Annotated in this window: 19 protein-coding genes; 5 read left to right on the top strand and 14 right to left on the bottom strand. The window is 59.3% G+C overall.

Annotated elements, in window-relative coordinates:
• The first annotated feature begins 60 nt into the window (after positions 1–60).
• Positions 61–1,227 (top strand): N-carbamyl-l-glutamate amidohydrolase ErtE, encoded by a 1,167-nt coding sequence (ertE, locus tag AC4PR2_RS25765; RefSeq protein WP_492175670.1) that lies wholly within the window; start codon positions 61–63, stop codon positions 1,225–1,227.
• Between the two features lie 398 nt (positions 1,228–1,625).
• Here the strand turns inward: ertE and AC4PR2_RS25760 are convergent, their stop codons facing one another.
• The 13 genes from AC4PR2_RS25760 to AC4PR2_RS25700 all read right to left on the bottom strand — a co-directional run bounded on the left by AC4PR2_RS25760 (position 1,626) and on the right by AC4PR2_RS25700 (position 14,027).
• Positions 1,626–1,850 (bottom strand): hypothetical protein, encoded by a 225-nt coding sequence (locus AC4PR2_RS25760; protein ID WP_492175669.1) that lies wholly within the window; start codon positions 1,848–1,850, stop codon positions 1,626–1,628.
• 74 nt (positions 1,851–1,924) lie between these two features.
• Positions 1,925–3,538 carry an FKBP-type peptidyl-prolyl cis-trans isomerase N-terminal domain-containing protein gene (locus tag AC4PR2_RS25755; RefSeq protein WP_492175665.1) on the bottom strand — a complete coding sequence of 538 codons (1,614 nt, stop codon included), beginning with the start codon at positions 3,536–3,538 and terminating at the stop codon, positions 1,925–1,927.
• Positions 3,535–4,017: a YuaE family lipoprotein gene (locus tag AC4PR2_RS25750; protein WP_492175664.1), complete on the bottom strand. Its 483-nt coding sequence runs from the start codon at positions 4,015–4,017 to the stop codon at positions 3,535–3,537. Before AC4PR2_RS25750 ends, AC4PR2_RS25755 begins: the two co-directional genes overlap by 4 nt.
• Positions 4,018–4,269: 252 nt before the next feature.
• Entirely contained in the window at positions 4,270–5,001 is a 732-nt protein-coding gene (locus AC4PR2_RS25745; protein WP_492175663.1) for a helix-turn-helix domain-containing protein, read from the bottom strand.
• A gap of 203 nt (positions 5,002–5,204) precedes the next feature.
• The gene (locus tag AC4PR2_RS25740) at positions 5,205–5,642 is read right to left on the bottom strand and encodes a hypothetical protein (RefSeq protein ID WP_492175662.1); all 438 of its coding nucleotides are present in this window, start codon (positions 5,640–5,642) and stop codon (positions 5,205–5,207) included.
• Positions 5,643–5,680: 38 nt separating this feature from the next.
• A complete protein-coding gene (locus tag AC4PR2_RS25735) occupies positions 5,681–6,610 on the bottom strand; it encodes a DsbA family protein (protein ID WP_492175661.1) in 930 nt (309 codons plus the stop codon).
• Positions 6,611–6,661: 51 nt separating this feature from the next.
• A complete protein-coding gene (locus AC4PR2_RS25730) occupies positions 6,662–7,243 on the bottom strand; it encodes a fimbrial protein (RefSeq protein WP_492175660.1) in 582 nt (193 codons plus the stop codon).
• A gap of 10 nt (positions 7,244–7,253) precedes the next feature.
• Positions 7,254–7,706: a fimbrial protein gene (locus tag AC4PR2_RS25725; RefSeq protein ID WP_492175659.1), complete on the bottom strand. Its 453-nt coding sequence runs from the start codon at positions 7,704–7,706 to the stop codon at positions 7,254–7,256.
• A 584-nt stretch (positions 7,707–8,290) separates the two neighbouring features.
• Positions 8,291–10,942 (bottom strand): fimbrial biogenesis usher protein, encoded by a 2,652-nt coding sequence (locus AC4PR2_RS25720; protein WP_492175658.1) that lies wholly within the window; start codon positions 10,940–10,942, stop codon positions 8,291–8,293.
• An 88-nt stretch (positions 10,943–11,030) separates the two neighbouring features.
• Positions 11,031–11,747, bottom strand: a complete 717-nt coding sequence (locus AC4PR2_RS25715) for a fimbria/pilus periplasmic chaperone (protein ID WP_492175668.1) — start codon at positions 11,745–11,747, stop codon at positions 11,031–11,033.
• 78 nt (positions 11,748–11,825) lie between these two features.
• Positions 11,826–12,344: a fimbrial protein gene (locus AC4PR2_RS25710; protein WP_492175667.1), complete on the bottom strand. Its 519-nt coding sequence runs from the start codon at positions 12,342–12,344 to the stop codon at positions 11,826–11,828.
• Positions 12,345–12,459: 115 nt separating this feature from the next.
• The gene (gene fimA / locus AC4PR2_RS25705) at positions 12,460–13,017 is read right to left on the bottom strand and encodes a type 1 fimbrial major subunit FimA (RefSeq protein WP_492175657.1); all 558 of its coding nucleotides are present in this window, start codon (positions 13,015–13,017) and stop codon (positions 12,460–12,462) included.
• A 413-nt stretch (positions 13,018–13,430) separates the two neighbouring features.
• Entirely contained in the window at positions 13,431–14,027 is a 597-nt protein-coding gene (locus AC4PR2_RS25700) for a tyrosine-type DNA invertase (RefSeq protein WP_492175666.1), read from the bottom strand.
• 148 nt (positions 14,028–14,175) lie between these two features.
• Between AC4PR2_RS25700 and AC4PR2_RS25695 the strand changes: the two genes are divergently transcribed.
• Positions 14,176–14,841, top strand: a complete 666-nt coding sequence (locus tag AC4PR2_RS25695) for a helix-turn-helix domain-containing protein (RefSeq protein WP_492175656.1) — start codon at positions 14,176–14,178, stop codon at positions 14,839–14,841.
• A gap of 99 nt (positions 14,842–14,940) precedes the next feature.
• Positions 14,941–15,645, top strand: coding sequence for an IS6 family transposase (locus tag AC4PR2_RS25690; protein ID WP_492175655.1), 705 nt, complete (start codon positions 14,941–14,943; stop codon positions 15,643–15,645).
• A 507-nt stretch (positions 15,646–16,152) separates the two neighbouring features.
• On the opposite strand, the gene AC4PR2_RS25685 is transcribed toward AC4PR2_RS25690, so the two are convergent.
• Entirely contained in the window at positions 16,153–16,731 is a 579-nt protein-coding gene (locus AC4PR2_RS25685) for an Rpn family recombination-promoting nuclease/putative transposase (RefSeq protein ID WP_492175654.1), read from the bottom strand.
• Positions 16,732–16,909: 178 nt separating this feature from the next.
• On the opposite strand from AC4PR2_RS25685, the gene istA reads away from it, so the two are divergent.
• Positions 16,910–18,439 carry an IS21 family transposase gene (gene istA / locus AC4PR2_RS25680; RefSeq protein ID WP_492175653.1) on the top strand — a complete coding sequence of 510 codons (1,530 nt, stop codon included), beginning with the start codon at positions 16,910–16,912 and terminating at the stop codon, positions 18,437–18,439.
• 10 nt (positions 18,440–18,449) lie between these two features.
• Positions 18,450–18,638 carry an ATP-binding protein gene (locus AC4PR2_RS25675; RefSeq protein ID WP_492175652.1) on the top strand — a complete coding sequence of 63 codons (189 nt, stop codon included), beginning with the start codon at positions 18,450–18,452 and terminating at the stop codon, positions 18,636–18,638.
• The last annotated feature ends 118 nt before the right edge of the window (positions 18,639–18,756 follow it).

Raw genomic sequence — 18,756 nt, 5'->3', positions numbered from 1 at the left:
GAGGCGGCATCACTGGCGCCGTAGTGAACCGGCCATTTTAATTGTCGCCGACCGGCCAAAATAATTGACGCGAGATACCTGTTCAACGAGTCGCGGGCCTGGCTGACGAAACAGATGATAAACGCGGGCCTGACGGTAACTCTGGATGAAGCAGGAAATCTGATTGGTCGCCGGGAAGGACAACTTTGTGATTTGGCTCCTATCGTTACTGGTTCGCACTGCGATACTGTCGTTGGCGGCGGCCGCTATGACGGCATTATTGGTGTGCTGGCGGGTATTGAAATAGCGCATAGCATGCACGAACGCAAGATTGAGCTACAGCATCCTTTTGAAGTGATCGATTTTCTCTCCGAAGAGCCAAGCGATTATGGGATTTCCTGCATCGGTAGTCGTGGGTTGTGTGGTGAGCTCAGTGCAGATATGCTTTCAGCCAAAAATCATCAGGGCGAAACACTGGCACAGGCGATGATACGTATTGGCGCATGTCCGGAAAAATTAAGCCGCCCCCTGCGTCAGGCCGGTGGTACAGCTGCTTATATAGAACTGCATATTGAGCAGGGACCGGTACTGGAGCGACAGCAGCTGCCGATTGGCGTCGTCACCCATATTGTCGGTATCCGTCGGGTGCTGATTACCGTTATCGGCCAGCCGGATCATTCTGGCACCACGCCGATGGATATTCGTCGTGACGCGTTAGTGGGGGCGGCGCATGTGATTGAGCAGGTGCACGGGGCTGCATCACGTCAAAGCGGCAATCCGCATTATGTAGTGGCCACCGTTGGCCGAATTGCCATGACGCCAAATGTGCCCAATGCAGTACCCGGTCGGGTAGAGCTAATGCTGGAGATACGTAGCGACAGTCAACAGGTGCTGGACAACTTCCCAGAAGCGGTGCTGGAGAGCTGCCAACCTAGGTTGTCGGCTCTGAATCTCCGGACAGAGCTATTGCATGTCAGTCGATCGCTACCCACCGCCTGTTCCGAAGCGGTAATGCAGGCAATCGAAGATGCAGCGCAATCACAGGAATTGGCCAGCCGGCGGCTGCCTAGTGGGGCTGGCCACGACGCTGTGTATGTGGCACCAACTGGACCTGTAGGGATGGTATTTATTCCCTGCCTCGGAGGACGTAGTCACTGCCCGGAGGAGGCTATCACCTGTCAACAACTGGCCGTCGGAGCACTGGTGCTGGCGCAGGCACTGGTAAACTTGGATTGTCGGCTGTTATAAGGAGAGCATGAAAAACCGTGGGGCAGTCGTGAGCTATGCAGCCATCGCAGATAGCTTTCCGCCCCTCTGATCGTCTTTGGTCCAGTCGCTGAGGGCGTCGCCGTGTTTGTCGAGATAGCGGCTCCAGCCATCATTATGGTGGAACAGCAGCTTTGCCGGTCGGGGAATATACATGGTGCAGAGTCTACAGGGCGGCAGGGGACAGGAAAAGGACGTCGGCGCCAGCCGGCTCACGCCACAGGCGTGCTCATTTATGCGTGAGTCAACGCGGCGGTGGGGCATGTCGCACCGCGAGGGTCTTGGTGAGCTCAGGCGGCGCCGGCGTTGAGGTGCGGTTGGATCTTAAAGACGGTTGAGGCAGCAGCGCTGCCGTGCTCGCCCCATGGGGGCGCTACGTTCTAACGTTCATTCCCGAGACGCCGGGTGATTTGCCCTTCCAGCACCACATAACTGTCGTCGGGCTGACTCAATGCCTGCTTAACCGACAATGGCGGCAATGTCCCGCCCTGAAAACCATCGGTCGCCGCTGGCGCGGCAAACCCGCCCTGGCCAGCGCGCCCGAACTGCTCCCCAGCAGCACCAAGGCCAACAGGCCGGCCATCATGTCTTTTATCTGTGCATATTCCTTCGTTTGTTGATGTGTATCATACAGCGATCAATGAAGGCGACGGCATTCTCCCCGTCATTGCCCGTTCGGTTACCCTTGCCGCTTCCCGCGTGCAGCCCCCTCGGTCGCCGCGGCCCCGGCGGCGTCGCCCGATCCTGCCGGGTGCACGTCGACGATGCGTACCTGATAAACCAGCGTGGCGCCCGGCGGCACCTTCGGCGGCAACCCCTCATCCCCATAGGCCTTCTCCGGGGGCACCACCAGTTCCAGGTTGCCGTGATTTTTCAACGTGGCCAGCGCCGCCCGGAACAGCGGCGGATAGGCAGACAACGGTTGCGAGATCACCTTGCCGGATGCCTCCATGTCACTGACTACCGTGCCGTCGGGCAGCGATTCCGTCATCACCACATCCACCATATCCTCCGGCCCTATCGCGCCCTCACCGGCATACTCCGTGCGGTACCAGACCCCGTCCTGGCCCGGCAGGGCCTTGCTGCCCGCCTTTTGCCGAAACGCCGTTAGGTAGCGCGCCCCTTCTTCCCGGGCCTTCGTCTTCGCCTGCTTCAGCGACTGATTCACCACCACCGCACTGTCATACAGTGCCTTGTTGATGGCATCCGGCTTCAGGCGGTATTGCCCGCTTAACGCATCCTGTACCCCGGCCAGCACCAGCGTCCGGTCAAGTTTCGCGCCCTGGGCCTGGCGCTCGGCCAGCAGGCGCACCACATCCCCGCCCAGGGATGTCCCCACGGCGTAGGCCTGCTGTTGCCCCTCGCTCTTCAGGACAACCGGCGGCGTTGCCTTTTGTCGCTCGGCCTGCAACGCGTCCATCGCCTTGGTTCGCTCATCCAGCGTCTGGCGCAACTGCGCCAGCGTCACGTCCTGCGCCTTCCGCGCGGCGTCGGCCACCGATTGCGCCCGCTGCGCGTTCGCCAGTTCGGTCGACTTCGCCGCCAGCGCCTGCTTGGTGGTGGTCAACGTCTGCGAGGTGGTCACCAACGTCGCCTGTTTCTCCTGCAGCACCTTCGCCGTGTCATCCTGCGCTTTCTGCAGCGCCGCCAAAAAACGCTCCCGATCGGCCAGCTGAGCGGTCACCTTGTCCAGCGCGGTCTGCTGGGTCGTCAGGCTCTGCCGGGCAGTCTCCTGCCCCTGCGTCAAGGTCGCCACCGTGGCCTTCAGCGTGACCAGCTGCTTGTCCCGGTCAGCCAGGGCCTCATCACGGGTCTTGAGCGCCCGGGTCGCCGCGGCCAACTGCTGACGCTCGGCGGCCTGCTGCAGGCTCAGCGTCTTGAGCTCGGCCGACTGCTGCGTCAGCGCGGTTTTTTGTCGGTCGATTTCCGTCTGCAGCGCCGGCGAGGCTGTCGCCTGGGCGGCCTGCGCTTTCAACGCGTCAAGAGAGGCGGTCAGCTGCGCGATGGTGGCGGCCTGGCGACCCAGCGTCGCCTGCTGCTCCCGCACGGTTTTCATCAACCGGGCCGCCGCCTTGTCTGCGGCCTGCACCGGCTTGCGGGCGGCGGGCTCACGCGGCAACGCCGGCAACCGGTCGCGATTTTCCTGGGCGTAATTGAGCAGCGCCGGAATGTCGCCGTCCCGCTGCGCAAGCGCATCCAGCTGTGTCAGTCCGCCCGTTTCCGGCGCCGCCCACACGGGCGGGCACAACAGCAGGGTGGTGACCCACAGCCCGCCACACAGGCGGCTCCTCATGGTGCGCCCCGCTCAGCCTTCGACACCAGTCCGTTCATCACCTCATTCTCAATGTCGGCACACACCTTGCCGGCCTTGAACTTGTACAACGCATCCACCGTCTCCCGGGTGCTGTCGCTGACCGCATTGCGGATATCGCCGTACCGCGACACCGAACTGACCAGAGAATCAAAGTAGGCTTTCTTTTTCTGATAGGAGGCGGGATTGATGGTGCGCAGCGACGCCAGTGCCTTGTCGCACTGCGCCATGCTCCGTGCCTCACTCGACGCCCCTGCTGCTGCCGGCGCCGCCGTCATGTCAGCGGCCTGCGGCCGTGTCGGCACCCCCGCCGCCTCGCCGGCTGCCGCCGTCGCCGGGGGCGGCGTGACCAGCGAGGACGATGGGGGCGTATTGCCGCCAAACAGACAGCCGGACAACCCCATCACGGCCAGCAACACCAGCCCGGCACGACACCCCAGATGACCCCGATGGCGCCTCACGGCGCGCCCGTCCCCACAATGATGATTTTTATTGCTCACGTCATTAACCTCGGTACCCGGCGCCCCCATGGCGCCCGGAAAAAAACAGACGAAAACATGACCGTTACACGGGTTATGGCATACTGAAGTAATACGCCGACATCAATATCCGGCCCAGCCATAAACCCAGTCCGCCCCCCGGCGCCACCCCCAGGGCAGAGCCCAACATGACGGCCAGCAACGTCCCGATTGCGCACTTGACCCACACAGGCATCACGCCCCCGCCAACCCGTCACCCCAGGCGACGTCGGCGTCCTTGCGGGACAGGGTATGCAACAACGTCAGCAGCTGCGCATTGCTGGACACCCCCAGTTTTTTCATGGCGCGGCACTTGTGCGAACTGATGGTCTTCAGCGAGTTGTGATACAGCCCGGCAATCTGCCGCAGGCTCCTCCCCTCCATCAGCTCGGTCAGTACCAGAATTTCCCGCAACGTCAAGGGCGGCAATGCCGTCCCGTCGCTCTCGTGCGGGAAGCGCCACCCCGCCTTCCCTGCCCGATAACCCGCCGCCACCTGTGACACGGCCTGGCAAAAAACCGGCACCGACACCCGCTTGTTCAAAAACAGGGTCTGGCCTCCGTGTTCGGCCGGCGTGAACAACCGCACGAACTTCACCGGCAGACTCGTCCACATCAGGCAGGCAAGGCCGGGGTAGTGGCGCCACAGCAGTCGACTGAACCGCTCCCAGTCAAGCAGCGTTTCGCGGGCGCCATAGGGCGCCCCAATCAGCACATCCACACGCTCAACCTGCAGCAGCATTTGTCGCACGCCCGACAGGCTCTGCGACACGCCCATAATATCAACATCCCGCCAAAAATGGGTTTTCAACACGCGTATCAGGCAATCGCGATACAGAGCAATCGGTTCGAGCACAATGACCCGCAACCGACGCGACGAGCGCACCGTCACGGGCAGGCACGCCGCCTTGCTTTTCGCAGTAACCACACCCTTCCTCCTCCTTCCTCTTCACTGCCCGCTTCCATCGCTTAGTACAACCCCCTTACGGGCGGCGTCGCGGCAAGGGCGGTATCCTGCGGTGATGCGACCGCCAGTGCAGATAAAAGCTCACGACACTCACCGCCAGCAAAAGCAAGGCGATAATAGCCAGCGTACACAACTCCCACATACCGACCTGCTGTGTGATGAGTTCAAAACCGCGCAACCGGCCCATCGGCCAAGCCGTCACCCCACTGCACCGCTGCGCGTCGACAGGTTCGGGGCATTAGCGTCGGCAGCAGTTTGCCGGCCTGCTCGGCGCTCAATCCCCAGCGCACGATACGGCCGCCCCATATGCGCCGCACGCGCACATCACTCAGCACCAGGCCATTCACTTCCACGCGCAACGCGCGGTGCAGGTAGCGGCGCGTTATGTCACTCAGCCGCTGCGCCGCCACCGGGGTTAATTCCCCCTCAACAATGGTCAGCGACTCCCCGGTCACGGGGCGCTGCACCACGACGGCCAGCAAGGCAAAATCACAGGCGCTGTCCAGACGCACCACTGGCTCGATGCCCTGCCCGGCCGCCATTAACAGCGGTGAAGCACACAACCATGACAACAACAGCAATCCAGGTAAGAAACGGCACATACTCCACCCCTCCGGCCGTCCCTGGCCCGCTCTGCTCTTTACTTCTTCGCCGGCGCCGCCGGCGGCGTCGCCTTCAGGATGGCCTGACGCAGCGCCTCTTCTTCCGTGGCGCCGCCGATGATCGTCAGGGTCTCCGCCGTGGCGTTTTTAGTCGGCAGCACGACAAAGGCCGGCGTCCCCGACAGCTGCAGCGTTTCACCCAGCGTCATGTTCTTGTCGATGCGTTGCTGCCAGGGATTGCTTTTACCGTTGTCGGCCACCTGCTTCAGCCGGGCCTCCCCTAGATACGTGCGGGCCACCGTATCGATGGCTGCCGACGTCAGGCGCCCCTCGACCTTGCCCAGACCAAAGAGCGCATTGTGATAACGCAGGTAGGCATCGCCGCCCTTTTCGGCCCAGACAGCCTCTCCCACCCGGGCCGCGTAGCCCGACGCCGGCCAACGCGACGCGAAGATGGGATACTCCCGGAAGATAAAGCGCACCTTGGGGTTTTCCTGGCGCAGTTTTTCCACCACAGGACTCATCTTGCTGCAGTAGATGCACTGATAGTCGAAGAACATCACCACGGCCGTTTGTGCATCACGTGGCCCCAGCGACGGCACGCCGTCTTCAAGCAGTGCCGCCGCATTTTGCACCGCCAGCGTTTGCAACACCTGCTGCTGGGCCATCTGCTGCTGTTGACGCAGGCTGTCGGAGGCGGCCACCAGGTACTCCGGGTGGGCGACCAGCCAGTTGGCGGCGATTTCGCCGATTTGGGCTTTTTGCGCCTCGCTGAACGCGTCAGGCCATGCAGCAGAGGCGGCCGGCGCCACTCCAGCCGGTGCCGCCCCCGTACTGGTTGCATGAATGATCGTGTTGGCCGAGGCCGACGCTGCAACCATCAACGGCAAGGCGGCCAGCAGGGTAGCCATGCGCTGACGGCGCAGGGAGGCAAAGAACAGCACCAGGTCGGATAATGCATGTGTCATGACAACTCCCGGGGAGTCGGCGCACCACGTCGCCGACACCCGCATTCAGTGTTATTGATAATCGAGGGTAAAGGTCGCATCCGCATTGGCGGTGCCGGGTGTGACTGGCTTGCCGGCGCTGGCCACGTACTGGCCGTAAAACACCATCGCCACGCTGGCGGCACCGGCACTGATGGGATACACGGTGCTGGGCTTGCCCAGCGGAATGCGGTTCTTGTCCTTGTCGAGAATGGCAATCCCCAGGTTGGTGGCGGCCCCGCCGCCGGTGTTTAGGGCCAGCAGGGTGTTATCGTCCTTGTCCGGTGTCCCGGTAAAGGAGACCTTGACCCCGGACGCGGCGCCGCCGCAGTTCTCGAGGTTGAGCGCAAAGCGCACCGGCGGCACACCCAGCGGGGTGGCGATAAACTGCTTGGTCGCCCAGGTGCCCATGTCGACGGTCTTGCTCATGGAATCCGGACTCACCGTGCAGCTGTTGGCCACCAGGGTGGCCGTCACGCGCATGTTGATTTCGCCGAGGTCGGCGCGCACCGGCGCACTCAAACCGGCCGACAACGCCAGCCCCGCACACAGCAGGCCCCACCCCCGGCCGACGCTCCTGACCGCAGGTAGGTAATCATTATGTTGCAATGGCATCACACTCTCCTCAGGCAAAGTCGACACGCAGGTAGGCCAGCGACGTGACCACCCCTTCGGTGGGTTTATTGCCGGTCACGCTGACGGGGTAGACCCTGATGGTGACGTTGGCGCGGGCGCTGTCGTCCAGGGTAAACGGAATGACGCTGGACAGGTTGTTCGGCGTCAGCTCCCGGTTATTGCCGTCGGTGACCACAAAGCCGACGTCCTTGTTGCTGGAAACGATGGCATTGCCGGACACGTTGTCGGCCTGGACGCGCAGGGTCAGGTTGGCCTGCGCAGCGATGTTGTTGCACTGTATCCCGATGGTTTTGGTGATGGGATTGACGCCATCGGCTTTGGCGCCGGCGGTTTTGAAGGCGCCGGAGGAGATGTTGCCGAAGTCGATGTTGACAATCTGCCCGGCGTTCAGCACGCAGTTCTGCGGAACGTTGATTTCCCCCACGATGGAATAGGTGTTCATGGGGTTCGTCTGCCTCACTGGGCGACTTCCTTGATAATACGAATACACGTTCGCGGTATTCAACTCGACCCGGCTAACAAAGGGCTTGATCACATAAAGATACGCTGTCACTTGGGTAGGCAGCGATCGACTTCCGCTGCCACACTGATAATCCCCCCCTGCGTCAGCGAGAACATCCGTATACGGAATATTGGTCAGCGCCATCTTCTCGTGCCTATCCGCAAAAGCGACCGCAAGATAATCATTAATTTTGTAATAACTTCTTCCATCAATGACCTGCCATAGCGGCAAATGTACCACGGCAGAGCCATAAGCACGGGATGTCAAATACCTCCCCCCCTGGTCGCAATGAATTACTTGATTACAAGTGGTAGATTGTCCCTGAACAGTTGCTCGCCCACCAACAACATTATTATGAATATCAATGGAACTGGTTGGCACATTTATAGTCAACCCAGGTGGATTGCATGACCACCACCCGGTAGAGCTGTCAGCCCAGGCCAACCCCGGCTTTACCAGCGAACACAGCATTAAGACCCCCACAGCCAACACATGGCGCATCTTACGCAACTTAAGCCTCTTCATCACCGGCACCCCGCCTTCGCATAGCTCATCGCCTTGTTCTCGCTCCCCGCCGGCAACGCATACGGCACCACGCACTGCTCCGCCGACGTACCGCCCCATACCACCTTCAACGCGCCGTTCACCGGCAGACCCGACAGGTACACCTGACCGTTGTCACCCACAATACTGCCTCCACTGCCATCTTCTCGTGCCACCGTCGCCCCGAACGGCACCGGCCTGCCATTGCGCTGCGTCAGCGTCAGCAACGCCCTCACCCCTATCCGCGTCGCAAACTCCGCACGCACCAGCGAACCCTGCGTTGGCACCACATTCACCACCGCATCGTCCATGTCGGCATTGTCCTTCAGCGTCGTCGGGTCGAGCGCCACCCGGTTGCGGCGATATGTGGTCGCATACGGCACCACCGCATACCCCCGCCAGTCGGTGCGCACGCCCGTGGCATTCTCCACCGTCACCCCGTCCGCCCCCGGCGCCTTGATGAGCACATTGGTGTCACCCAGCGGCTGACTCAGCGTCACCCCGTTGGCATGCGCCACCACCCCGCCACTCAGGCCATAGGTCACCTGCTGATACCCGCGGCCATAGTTGTAACCCGCATTGGCATTGCCCGAGCCGCCCTGGTAGTTCAGCCCCGCGCTGCCGCTGCCGCCCACGCCGTGGTTGCCGTACCCCTGTTGCACGCTGTAGCTCAGGTTGTTGTCTGCCAGCAGCGTCCCGCTCACCCCGGCCTGCTGACTCGTGCGCCCGTGACTGTCCGTCGTCGACGCGTAGGTCGCGTACGCCGAGTTGCTCGAGCTGGTGATGTCCGCCCCGCGCCCGCCGCCACTCAGCCATTTGCCCAGCGGCAACGAGACGTTGAGCGCCAGGCGCTTGTCCGCCTCCGGCAGCCCCGGGCTCTTGTTGTACGCCACGCTCAGGCTGTAGCTCACGTCGTTCCAGCTGCCGTTGTACCCCGCCTGCCACAGGTCGTTGGTCTCGTCCGTCCGCCAGTAGGTCTGGCGACTGCCGGTCAGGAACAGCGAGCCGTTCACCCCCAGTTGCTGGGTGATGTTGACCTGCAGCTTGCCCTTCTTGGTGTAATTCAGGTTGTAGTAGTCCGCGTAGGTCGGCGTCACCTCCACCGGGCCGTCCTGCGTATTGACGGTATACCCGCTCATGCGTCGGTAACTGGTCTCATCCAGCGTAAAGAACCCCTGCGTGGAGTAGCGATACCCCAGCAGCTGGAAGTTGGTCCCCACGTCGTTCAGCGACTTGGCGTACAGGAAGCGCATCGACTGCCCCTCGTGTTGACTGTCGTCCGCCAGCGTGCTGTTGGCCTGCGTAATGTCCGCCGACAACGCCCCCCAGTTGCCCAGGTTTTTCCCGGCACCGACCGCCAGGGAACGGTAGTTGCTCGCCAGCTGCGAGCCGCCGTACACCGTCACCCCGTTCGCCAGGCCCCATATCAGGGTCCCCTGACCGAACGCCGGCTTGTCCTGAAGCTGGTTGCTGCCGCGATACTGCGCCGCCGTCAACGCGTACTTGACGCGCCCCTCGCGCTGCAGCACCGGCACCGCCGAGTACGGCACGCTGAACCGGTTGACGCTGCCGTCGCTCTCCGTCACCGCCACCTGCAGGTCACCGCTGGTCGAGGTCGGGTACAGGTCGGTGATTTCAAAGGCGCCCGGCGACACGTACGTCTGATAAATCACGTAGCCGTTCTGTTTGATGGTCACCTTGGCGTTGCCGCGCGCGATACCGCGCACCGTCGGCGCAAAGCCGCGCTGACTGTCCGGCAGCATGTTGTCGTCCGACGCCAGCTGCACACCGCGGAACCCCAGGCTGTCGAACACGTCGCTTGGAGTGTAACTGTCCCCTATTACCAGCGAACTCTTCAGCGGGATAATGCTGCGCTGCACATAGGTGCTGACGTTTTTCCAGCTGTTGGTGCTGCGCCCGTTGCCGCTGCCGTAGTTCCAGGTGGAATAGTTGCGCAGCCGCCAGGCACCGACATTCACCCCGCTGTTCAGGTTCAGAAAATAGCTGTTGCTGCTGGCATTGGCCCGCGTGTTCTTGCTGTTGCTGCCCGTGAAGTTGTAGTTGAGCAGTACCGCCGGGATACCCTCATCCCACTCCGACGGCGAAATATAACCGCGCGCATTGTTGCGCAGCGCCGCCTGCGGGACGCTGATGTACAGTCGCTGATTGTCAAAGTCGAACCGGGTGCCGGCCTGCGCAATGGCCTTGTCCAGCGCCACGCACTGACCGACCGGGGCCTGCGCCAGCGCCGGAATGCCCGGGACGTTGACGTCGAGCTTCTCCAACTGCGCGCGGGTGATGCAGGCACCCAGCCCGGTACCGTCCCCTTTCTGACCGCTTTTCTGTGCCTGAAACACCATGTCCTGGGTCGCCACGTACTCGTCGTTCAAATAGACTTCGACCCGGTAGGTTCCCGGCGCGCCTTCTCCCTTGTCGAAACGGGACAGGTCGGCCACCGCTGACGGATCGCTCGACAGGAAGGCGGGGTTAAAAAACTCCTCGGCACGCGCGCCGCCCCCCATCAACAACAGGGCGCACAACCCCCATGTCGGGTACCCTCCCCCGTAGCGGCGCAATGCGGCATCCGGGAAGGGCCTTGCACCTGAACGCCTAGACAAGGCCAGTGACTGCATAAAAGCACTCCTTAATGTTGCTGCCAGGCGTTAACCCTGCGATACCCAAACAGCATTCCGTTATTTCTCGGCGGACGTCAGCCCGGCCTTATTTCATCACCGCTGTCGCGGTGGGGGTGTTAGCGCCGTAATCGTTGACGGTCTGGTACGTCACCGCCCCGGCAGAGCCGGCCGGCAAGGTGATGGCCGCACTGCCCATCGGCGACACCATGGTGTTGGGCAACTTGTGGGCACCGATGCTCACGTTCACCAGAGTGATGTAATACGGAGACGGGTTGGTGATGTTCAGCGCATTACCCTGACGCTGGAAGCGCAACTGTGCCGGGGCATCCGCCGGCTTTGACGGCAGGCCGGCGGGTCGCACGAACAGTTTGATGCGCGACAGAATGGCAATCTGGAGTACGTTCTTGCCCTGAATGGACCCGCGCTCCACGGCAGGAATGGCCTTGCTGTTCAGCCAGTACACGGTCTCCCTGTCTTTGGGGAGCGCCCCGCCGACATACATGATGCGCAGCGTGTTTTCCCCTTTGGGTTTGCTGACGAACAGCGGGGGCGTGATGACAAAGTCCGCCGTCTTTTTGCCGCCGGCATCCTCGACCCAGGACTGGATCAGGAAACGTTGGCTCTTATCGCTGTTGGTCACCGCCAGCGAGGTCTGTTTGGCGTCGGCCGGGTAAATGACGCGGGTCGCCCCCAGGGCCACGCCGCCCGCCTGGGCGGCCAGTGGCAGGGAGGTTACGGCAGCAAGCGCCACACCCAGCAAGGTGCGACGTAACGAAGGGGTTCTCAGCACGCTAAACCTCATCATGAGAAAAATGGATTATTATCATGGGTATCAATATCGGCAGGGCAAATGCAGTGACGGAACCGGACCGGCTAATCCTCACTGATAAGTGAGACTGAACCACGTCCACGCATCGGCGTTCCCCCCGGTCACCTGGTGTGATGTTGCCCGATAGCGGGCGAGGAAGCGCAGCGCCATATCCCCTTGCACCAGCGGCGTCCAGCGTCGGGGCGCCGTGTTGGGGACAATCAGCTCGCCCTGGTTGTCAAAGAGGGCCAGGCCAATCCCCGAGGCGGCGTTGAGCCCTTCACCGGCACGCAACACCTGTGGATCTTTGCCATCGGACACCCCCTGAAAAGCCACGCCCACGGCATTGCTGACCGCCGTCGAGCAGTCGTTCAAGCGGAGCGTAAACGCCACGGGCGGCGCAAGACTGCCTACGCCGTTAAACTGGTTACTGCGAAACTGCCCCATATCCACCGTCTGATTGGCGCTGTCGGCCGACACGGTACACGCCGATGCCGTCAAGCCACCTCTCAGGTGCACCATTCCCCCGTCAATGACGACGTGATGGCGGTTACCGCCTATCGCCTTGCCGACCAGCAGCAGGGCAATCATCCCTGCCAGTATTTGCCTGCTTTGCACTCTTGCCTCCTGACTGACAGCGGAAAGCTGGCCGCCATTGCTGGCGACCAGGTCACATCGTCTTCACGGTGTGGGTGTGGACAGGTTCTTAGTTGTATTGCATGGTGAACGTGGCATCCGCATCCGCCTGGCCTGGCGTCACGCTGGCCTTGGTGGACTTGTAACGCGCGCTCAGGGTCAGGATGTTGGCGCCGTCGTTAAGGGTCAGGGCATTGGAGAACGTGCTGCCATCCGGCGGCAGGACCTTGCCTTTGTTGTCAGAGATTTCGATACCGACACCGTCGGCGGCACCGGCCGCACCGCCACTGATGTTGCTGGTTGCCAGCACGGTCGGATCGGTCGCATCGGCTGTGCCGCTGAAGGCCACGGCCGCGGTATTGGACACGGTGGTATCACAATCTTCCAGTTTGATGGTGAACGGCACCGCACCGGAGCGGTCACCCACGGCGGCAAAACGCGCGGTACGGTACTGGCCCATCTGAACGGTCTGATTGGCCGACGCCGCGCTGACGGCACAGGCAGCATTCACCATCTGGCCGGTGAAGTGCACGGTACCACCGACGACGTTTGCAGCAGAGGCAACGGTACCGGCGGACAGCAGGGCAGCACCGATGAGAATGTTGGTCAAACGCTTATTTGTGGACATAAATCCTAACTCCTTGGTCTTTTTGATAAATGCTGAAACAGCAGTACTACGTGAGCGCATGGTTCTTCAATGCCGCCTCCCCCGCCCACTACATGGCAAAAAAGAGGGCGGCGAAAACGGGACATTTTGAACCAATTGTAAATAGTTTAACCAGAATATTATCCAAGTCAATTCTTCTTGCATTCTTTTTGTTCGCAGAACATCAATATACCTTAGCTCGTCATACAGTCATCTTTAGTCGATTAGTCTGAAAACGCAATATTTAAGACAATGCTTCTCATTCTGTTCGGTCCTCTAAGCCTCACGTTGCCAACTACATCTACAGAAAAGCCCCATTAATAAGCAAAAAAACCACATTTAACACCAAGAATTACAAAAAAAACAAAACATAAATCCAAAAGAGACAATTTGGTTCAAATTGACTTGTTTGCCTTTATTTTCCTCTGCCATACTCCAGAAAAGCGGGCGGCATTACTCGCCGTGTATAATACGGTGTGCTGAATATTTCTGTGCCCCAGATAATCCTGTATCAAACGCGTGTCCACACCGATATCGGCCAGCGCATAACCGCAGGCATGACGCAGCATATGCGGGTGCAAACGTAGGGGAATTCGCGCCAGGCGCCCGTAGTGACGCAGCAAGTTATACACCTGCTGACGCGACAGCGGACCGCCTTTTTGGGAGAGAAAGACCCAGGGACTGTCCGCATTGCGCCAGCGTTGACGCAGGGTGAGCCAGCGTTCAAGCAAACGGAGTTCTGCCGGCAACACCGGATGCGTCGTCGTCAACCCATTCTTCAGACGATGCACATGGATGATCGCGTCAGTCAGATTGATATCTGACAGCGTTAAACGGCAGAGTTCACTGACCCGGAAGCCGTGAATAAAACACATCTGGATTAAACATTCATCACGGATGCAATATTTCCCGCTGCGGGCTGCCTGCAACACGCGGTTAATTTCATCTTGCGTGATATATTTTCTTTTTTTCATGCTGTCGCGGTTCCTGATTGACCATTACTCATCCATTTTTTGATAAGCACGACAGAATAACGAACAACACCAGGGAAAGGAATTCGTCGGACAAATGAAATAACAGACAGGTGCGGCTCGTTTGAATGAGACCGCTTCTTTTCATGCGTACGGAGGCTGCTTCACCATGATGCCATCATCCCTTTCCCCTCCCAAAACGCCCCTCTCCACCCCCGCGGTCGAGAAGCCCGAGGAGAGTTTCCTGTTGCTGTGTCGGGCGCTCGCCTCGGTCGGCTCACCCTTTGCATTGACGACGGGCGAAAGCCTGCCGGTCTGCACGCCCCCGTCCACCGAGAGCGTACACATCATCACCGACGGCTGCTTTACCCTGACCCGACAACATGACGGCCTGTTGGTGGCGGTCGACAGCGCGCCGTTCATTTTTGGCCTGACGGAACTGTTCCATTATCCGTCCGGCTATGACCTGATTGCCGAACGCCCCTGTCAGGGTTGCAGCCTGCCGGCCGAGTCACTGAAGGCTGAACTGTCACGCATGAACCTGTGGCAGGACGTCGCCCAGGTACTGGCGTATTTTGTATATCAGCTTGCCCAGCGCGACAACCAGCTGATTTCCGTCAATGCCTACACCATGGTGCGCCACAAACTGCTGGAGCTGATGAGCCTGCCAGAGACTGTCCGGATGGGCATCAATGTGCAGCAATTCATTCATCAACGCACCCGCCTTTCCCGCAGCGGCATCATGAAAATCCTCGCCGACCTGCGCACCGGCGAATTCATCACCATCGAACAGGGACGGCTCATCGACATTCGTACCCTGCCCACGGATTATTAAGGTTCATCCATGTCACATTATACGGTTTTTATTGCCGGCACTGTTGCAAAAATCCGGAGATGGTAAACTTATCGTCACTTTTTGCTGACGGAGCTGCACATGAACCCATTCAAAGGCCGGCATTTTCAGCGTGACATTATCCTGTGGGCGGTACGCTGGTACTGTAAATATGGCATCAGCTACCGTGAACTACAGGAGATGCTGGCTGAGTGTGGAGTGAATGTCGATCACTCCACGATTTACCGCTGGGTTCAGCGTTATGCGCCTGAAATTGAAAAGCGGTTGCGCTGGTACTGGCGTAACCCTTCCGACCTTTGCCCGTGGCACATTGATGAAACGTATGTGAAGGTCAATGGTCGCTGGGCTTATCTTTACCGGGCTGTCGACAGCAGGGGCCGCACTGTCGATTTTTATCTCTCCTCCCGTCGTAACAGCAAAGCCGTATACCGGTTCCTGGGTAAAATTTTCAACAACGTGAAGAAATGGCAGATCCCGCGCTTTATCAACACGGATAAAGCGCCCACCTATGGCCGTGCGCTTGCCCTGCTCAAACACGAAGGCCGATGTCCGCCTGACGTTGAGAACCGGCAGATTAAGTACCGGAATAACGTCATTGAATGCGATCATGGCAAGCTGAAAAGGATAATCGGTGCCGCGCTGGGATTTAAATCCATGAAGACGGCTTACGCTACAATCAAAGGCATTGAGGTGATGCGTGCACTACGCAAAGGGCAGGCCTCAGCATTTTATTATGGTGATCCCCTGGGTGAGATGCGTCTGGTAAACAGAGTCTTTGAAATGTAAGGTCTTTAAATAATACTAAAGACTGCCTCATTGCTAACTTTGCAACAGTGCCGGCCAGAGTTAGAGATGCAAAGATAGCAGAAACCTTCATATCAATTCCTTTTTGTGGATTAGTTATCTGGATTACTGCACGTATGCAAGATGCAGCACCCTGATAATAATATAAAACTCAAACTAAACCACGCGTAAAGGTACATCAATTCCTTTCGTCGGAAATTTCGGCGGTTCCGGCGTAGAACCCCATTTTGGACAAAATACGTTTGGGTGTATTTGCCGCGCTGCTATTTGTGATGGCTGCTGTTTTTTTAATGATGTTCATGGCGCAGGGTATGCAAACCGAAAACAGGACATCCACTCCCACTTTAGTTTTCAGTATTGTCAGTGTGATTGCTGGGGCGCTAACTTTATTAAGTTATATTTTGTCAGGTCGGAAATAGCGACGATTTTTTTTTTTTGCCGACTCGTCTCGGTTGACGAGCCGGCAGTGGAAAGCTTGGTGGCGTTCTATCAGTGGCGAATGTGCGCCAGGTCGTCGACCGTCAGCCCGGTCATTTTCATTACCGACTCGCGATCGAGCCCGCTGGCCAGCATGGCGCGGGCGATTTTCAGCGCCGCCTCGCGCTCGCCTTCCTGGCGCCCTTCCTGGCGCCCTTCCTGGCGCCCTTCCTGGCGCCCTTCCTGGCGTCCTTCTTGCCAACCTTCTAAGCGGCCCTTTTCCAGCCCGCGTTTTTCGCCCTCAAGGCGCAGTTTCTCTGCAATTGTCATCAGCGTGTCCTCGTGTTCCGGCACCCGTGATGCCAGGGTTGATAGTAATTCGCCCGGGTTGCGGGTTTCACCAACCTGCAGCATGTAATGCATCAGTGATGTCAGCTGCTCCTGAGTAGTGTAACCGGCCAGCAGCAACGTGACCAGCTGTTCCAGCAAATCGGCTAGGTCGCGCTGGCGAACGTGCTTTTGCAGCAGCTCCAGAATGGCGACGCAGCGATGCTGCATGATTTGATCGTCCGGAATGACTGCATATTCCGACCCAAACCGATCACCGATTCCGATATAAGTCGATCGCACTTTCCGATTTAATTCGATCATGGTTTCCGACTTAAAGCGGCCAATTTTGACCATTCTTCGGAATCGGTGATCCTGGCTTCGGAATCCGTGATCGAATTGTCGGAATCAGTGATCCTGTCATCGGAATCTCGCGCTTTTCACTTTGAAAACAATAGACAACACTTTCTCCTGATAACGCATCTTCCGGAGGAGTGTCACCATGGCCAGACTGAGAACGCGGATGAGTAAAATCAAAGAAGTTTTACGCCTGAAATTTGACTGTCACCTGTCCAACAGGAGTATCGCGGTGTGCCTGAATCTGGGCAGCAGCTCCATCTCTGATATCGTGACTCGCTTCAAGGGCAGCAAACTGGTCTGGCCATTGCCGGAAGATGTCACCGAAATGCGTCTGGAGGCATTGCTTTATGCCGGGCGGCCCAGTGGCTTCACTAAGCGCATGCCCGACTTCCCGTTGTGCTATCAGGAGCTCAAATGCAAGGGCATGACCAAGATCTTGCTCTGGCAGGAGTACCAACAGGAAAACGGCGATAACGCCTATGGATACAGCCAGTTCTGCAATCGTTATCGTGAGTGGCTGACGCTGCAAAAGCGCAGCATGCGTCAACACCACGTTGCCGGTGAAAAGGTGTTCCTGGACTTCTGTGGGCCGACTATCCCCATCATTAATCCAGACACGGGCGAAGTGCGCCAGGCGCAGATCTTCGTCGCCACACTGGGCGCCTCAAACTACACCTATGTTGAAGCCTGTGAAAACCAGCGCCAGGAAAGCTGGCTGATGGCGCATGTCAGGGCGTTCGAGTTCTTCGGCGGCATCCCACAGTTGCTGGTACCGGATAACCTGAAAGCCGCAGTCACGCGTGCCAACCGCTATGAGCCGGTACTCAACGAGAACCACCGCAAGCTGGCCCGGCACTATAACACCGCCATCATCCCCGCGCGGCCCCGCAAGCCGAAGGACAAACCCAAGGTCGAAAACGCCGTGCAGGTTGTCGAGCGTTGGATCCTGATGCGGTTACGCCATGAGGTGTTCTCTACGCTGGCCGCCCTCAATCTGGCGATCGGGCGACTGTTGAAAGAGCTGAATGAACGCCCGTTCAAACGTCTACCCGGTTGCCGGCGAAGCCTGTTCGAACGTCTGGATAAACCCGCGCTGAAAGCGTTACCGCCTTACCGGTACGAATACGTTGATATCCCGCGCGCCAAGGTGGGGCCAGACTACCACGTCCTGTACGGCACGCATGCCTACTCCGTTCCCCATGCGCTGGTCGGCAGTCATATCGATATCGAAACCGGAGCCCGCTTGATCCGCCTATACCACCGCGGCGTGTTGGTTGCCCAACACCCGCGCTCCGGGCAGCAGGGTGGCTTCACGACGCAGGCGGAGCATATGCCCGATGCCCATCGTCAGCAACGCTGGAGCCCGGACAGGCTGCTGTCATGGGGTGAAAGTATCGGCAGTGCCACCCGAGCAGTGGTGGCCTGGCATCTGCATCATCGTACGCATCCGGAGCAGGCATACCGAACCTGCCTGGGGTTGCTGAATCTCTCCCGCGAGTACGGGGCCGTCAGGCTGGAAAATGCCTGCCAGAAAGCCCTGCTGCTCGAGCGGCCGTGGCGGCAGGTGATCCTGAATCTGCTGATCAACCATCGGGACCGGCTGAAAGAAGAATCGCCGGATGACGCACCTGTCGAGCACAGCAATGTACGCGGGGCCGGGTACTACAACTAAGAAAACAACAATGAACAGCAAACTGCTGGAACAAATACGGGCCCTGCGGCTGGGGCACATGAGTAATGCCCTGGAGCAGCAGTGGTCACAATCGATGACCTACACGTCGCTGAGCTTCGAAGAGCGTCTGAGTCTGCTGCTGGAGCACGAGTTGCTGCAGCGCGAAGTGTCGAAGGTCAATCGTCTGAGGCGGCACTGAACAGTAGCACGCCTGCGGCGTGAGCTCGTCTGCTGCGCAGCCGAAGTACTTTCCCCCTTCATCGCCACGACTTATACTTTCCCTGCTTTCTTACCTAAAAACTCATATCAATCGGATA

Source organism: Serratia sp. A07 (assembly GCF_058725505.1).
This window is presented reverse-complemented; position numbering and strand designations above follow the sequence as displayed.

What these genes read in the sequence shown, in the direction of transcription:
- AC4PR2_RS25740 (WP_492175662.1), bottom strand. Translation starts at nt 5,642, where the DNA reads ATGTGCCGTTTCTTACCTGGATTGCTGTTGTTGTCATGGTTGTGTGCT.
- istA (WP_492175653.1), top strand. Translation starts at nt 16,910, where the DNA reads ATGGCCAGACTGAGAACGCGGATGAGTAAAATCAAAGAAGTTTTACGC.
- AC4PR2_RS25695 (WP_492175656.1), top strand. Translation starts at nt 14,176, where the DNA reads ATGATGCCATCATCCCTTTCCCCTCCCAAAACGCCCCTCTCCACCCCC.
- AC4PR2_RS25715 (WP_492175668.1), bottom strand. Translation starts at nt 11,747, where the DNA reads ATGAGGTTTAGCGTGCTGAGAACCCCTTCGTTACGTCGCACCTTGCTG.
- fimA (WP_492175657.1), bottom strand. Translation starts at nt 13,017, where the DNA reads ATGTCCACAAATAAGCGTTTGACCAACATTCTCATCGGTGCTGCCCTG.
- AC4PR2_RS25685 (WP_492175654.1), bottom strand. Translation starts at nt 16,731, where the DNA reads ATGATCGAATTAAATCGGAAAGTGCGATCGACTTATATCGGAATCGGT.
- AC4PR2_RS25735 (WP_492175661.1), bottom strand. Translation starts at nt 6,610, where the DNA reads ATGACACATGCATTATCCGACCTGGTGCTGTTCTTTGCCTCCCTGCGC.
- AC4PR2_RS25730 (WP_492175660.1), bottom strand. Translation starts at nt 7,243, where the DNA reads ATGCCATTGCAACATAATGATTACCTACCTGCGGTCAGGAGCGTCGGC.
- AC4PR2_RS25720 (WP_492175658.1), bottom strand. Translation starts at nt 10,942, where the DNA reads ATGCAGTCACTGGCCTTGTCTAGGCGTTCAGGTGCAAGGCCCTTCCCG.
- AC4PR2_RS25675 (WP_492175652.1), top strand. Translation starts at nt 18,450, where the DNA reads ATGAACAGCAAACTGCTGGAACAAATACGGGCCCTGCGGCTGGGGCAC.
- AC4PR2_RS25690 (WP_492175655.1), top strand. Translation starts at nt 14,941, where the DNA reads ATGAACCCATTCAAAGGCCGGCATTTTCAGCGTGACATTATCCTGTGG.
- AC4PR2_RS25725 (WP_492175659.1), bottom strand. Translation starts at nt 7,706, where the DNA reads ATGAACACCTATTCCATCGTGGGGGAAATCAACGTTCCGCAGAACTGC.
- AC4PR2_RS25755 (WP_492175665.1), bottom strand. Translation starts at nt 3,538, where the DNA reads ATGAGGAGCCGCCTGTGTGGCGGGCTGTGGGTCACCACCCTGCTGTTG.
- AC4PR2_RS25710 (WP_492175667.1), bottom strand. Translation starts at nt 12,344, where the DNA reads ATGATTGCCCTGCTGCTGGTCGGCAAGGCGATAGGCGGTAACCGCCAT.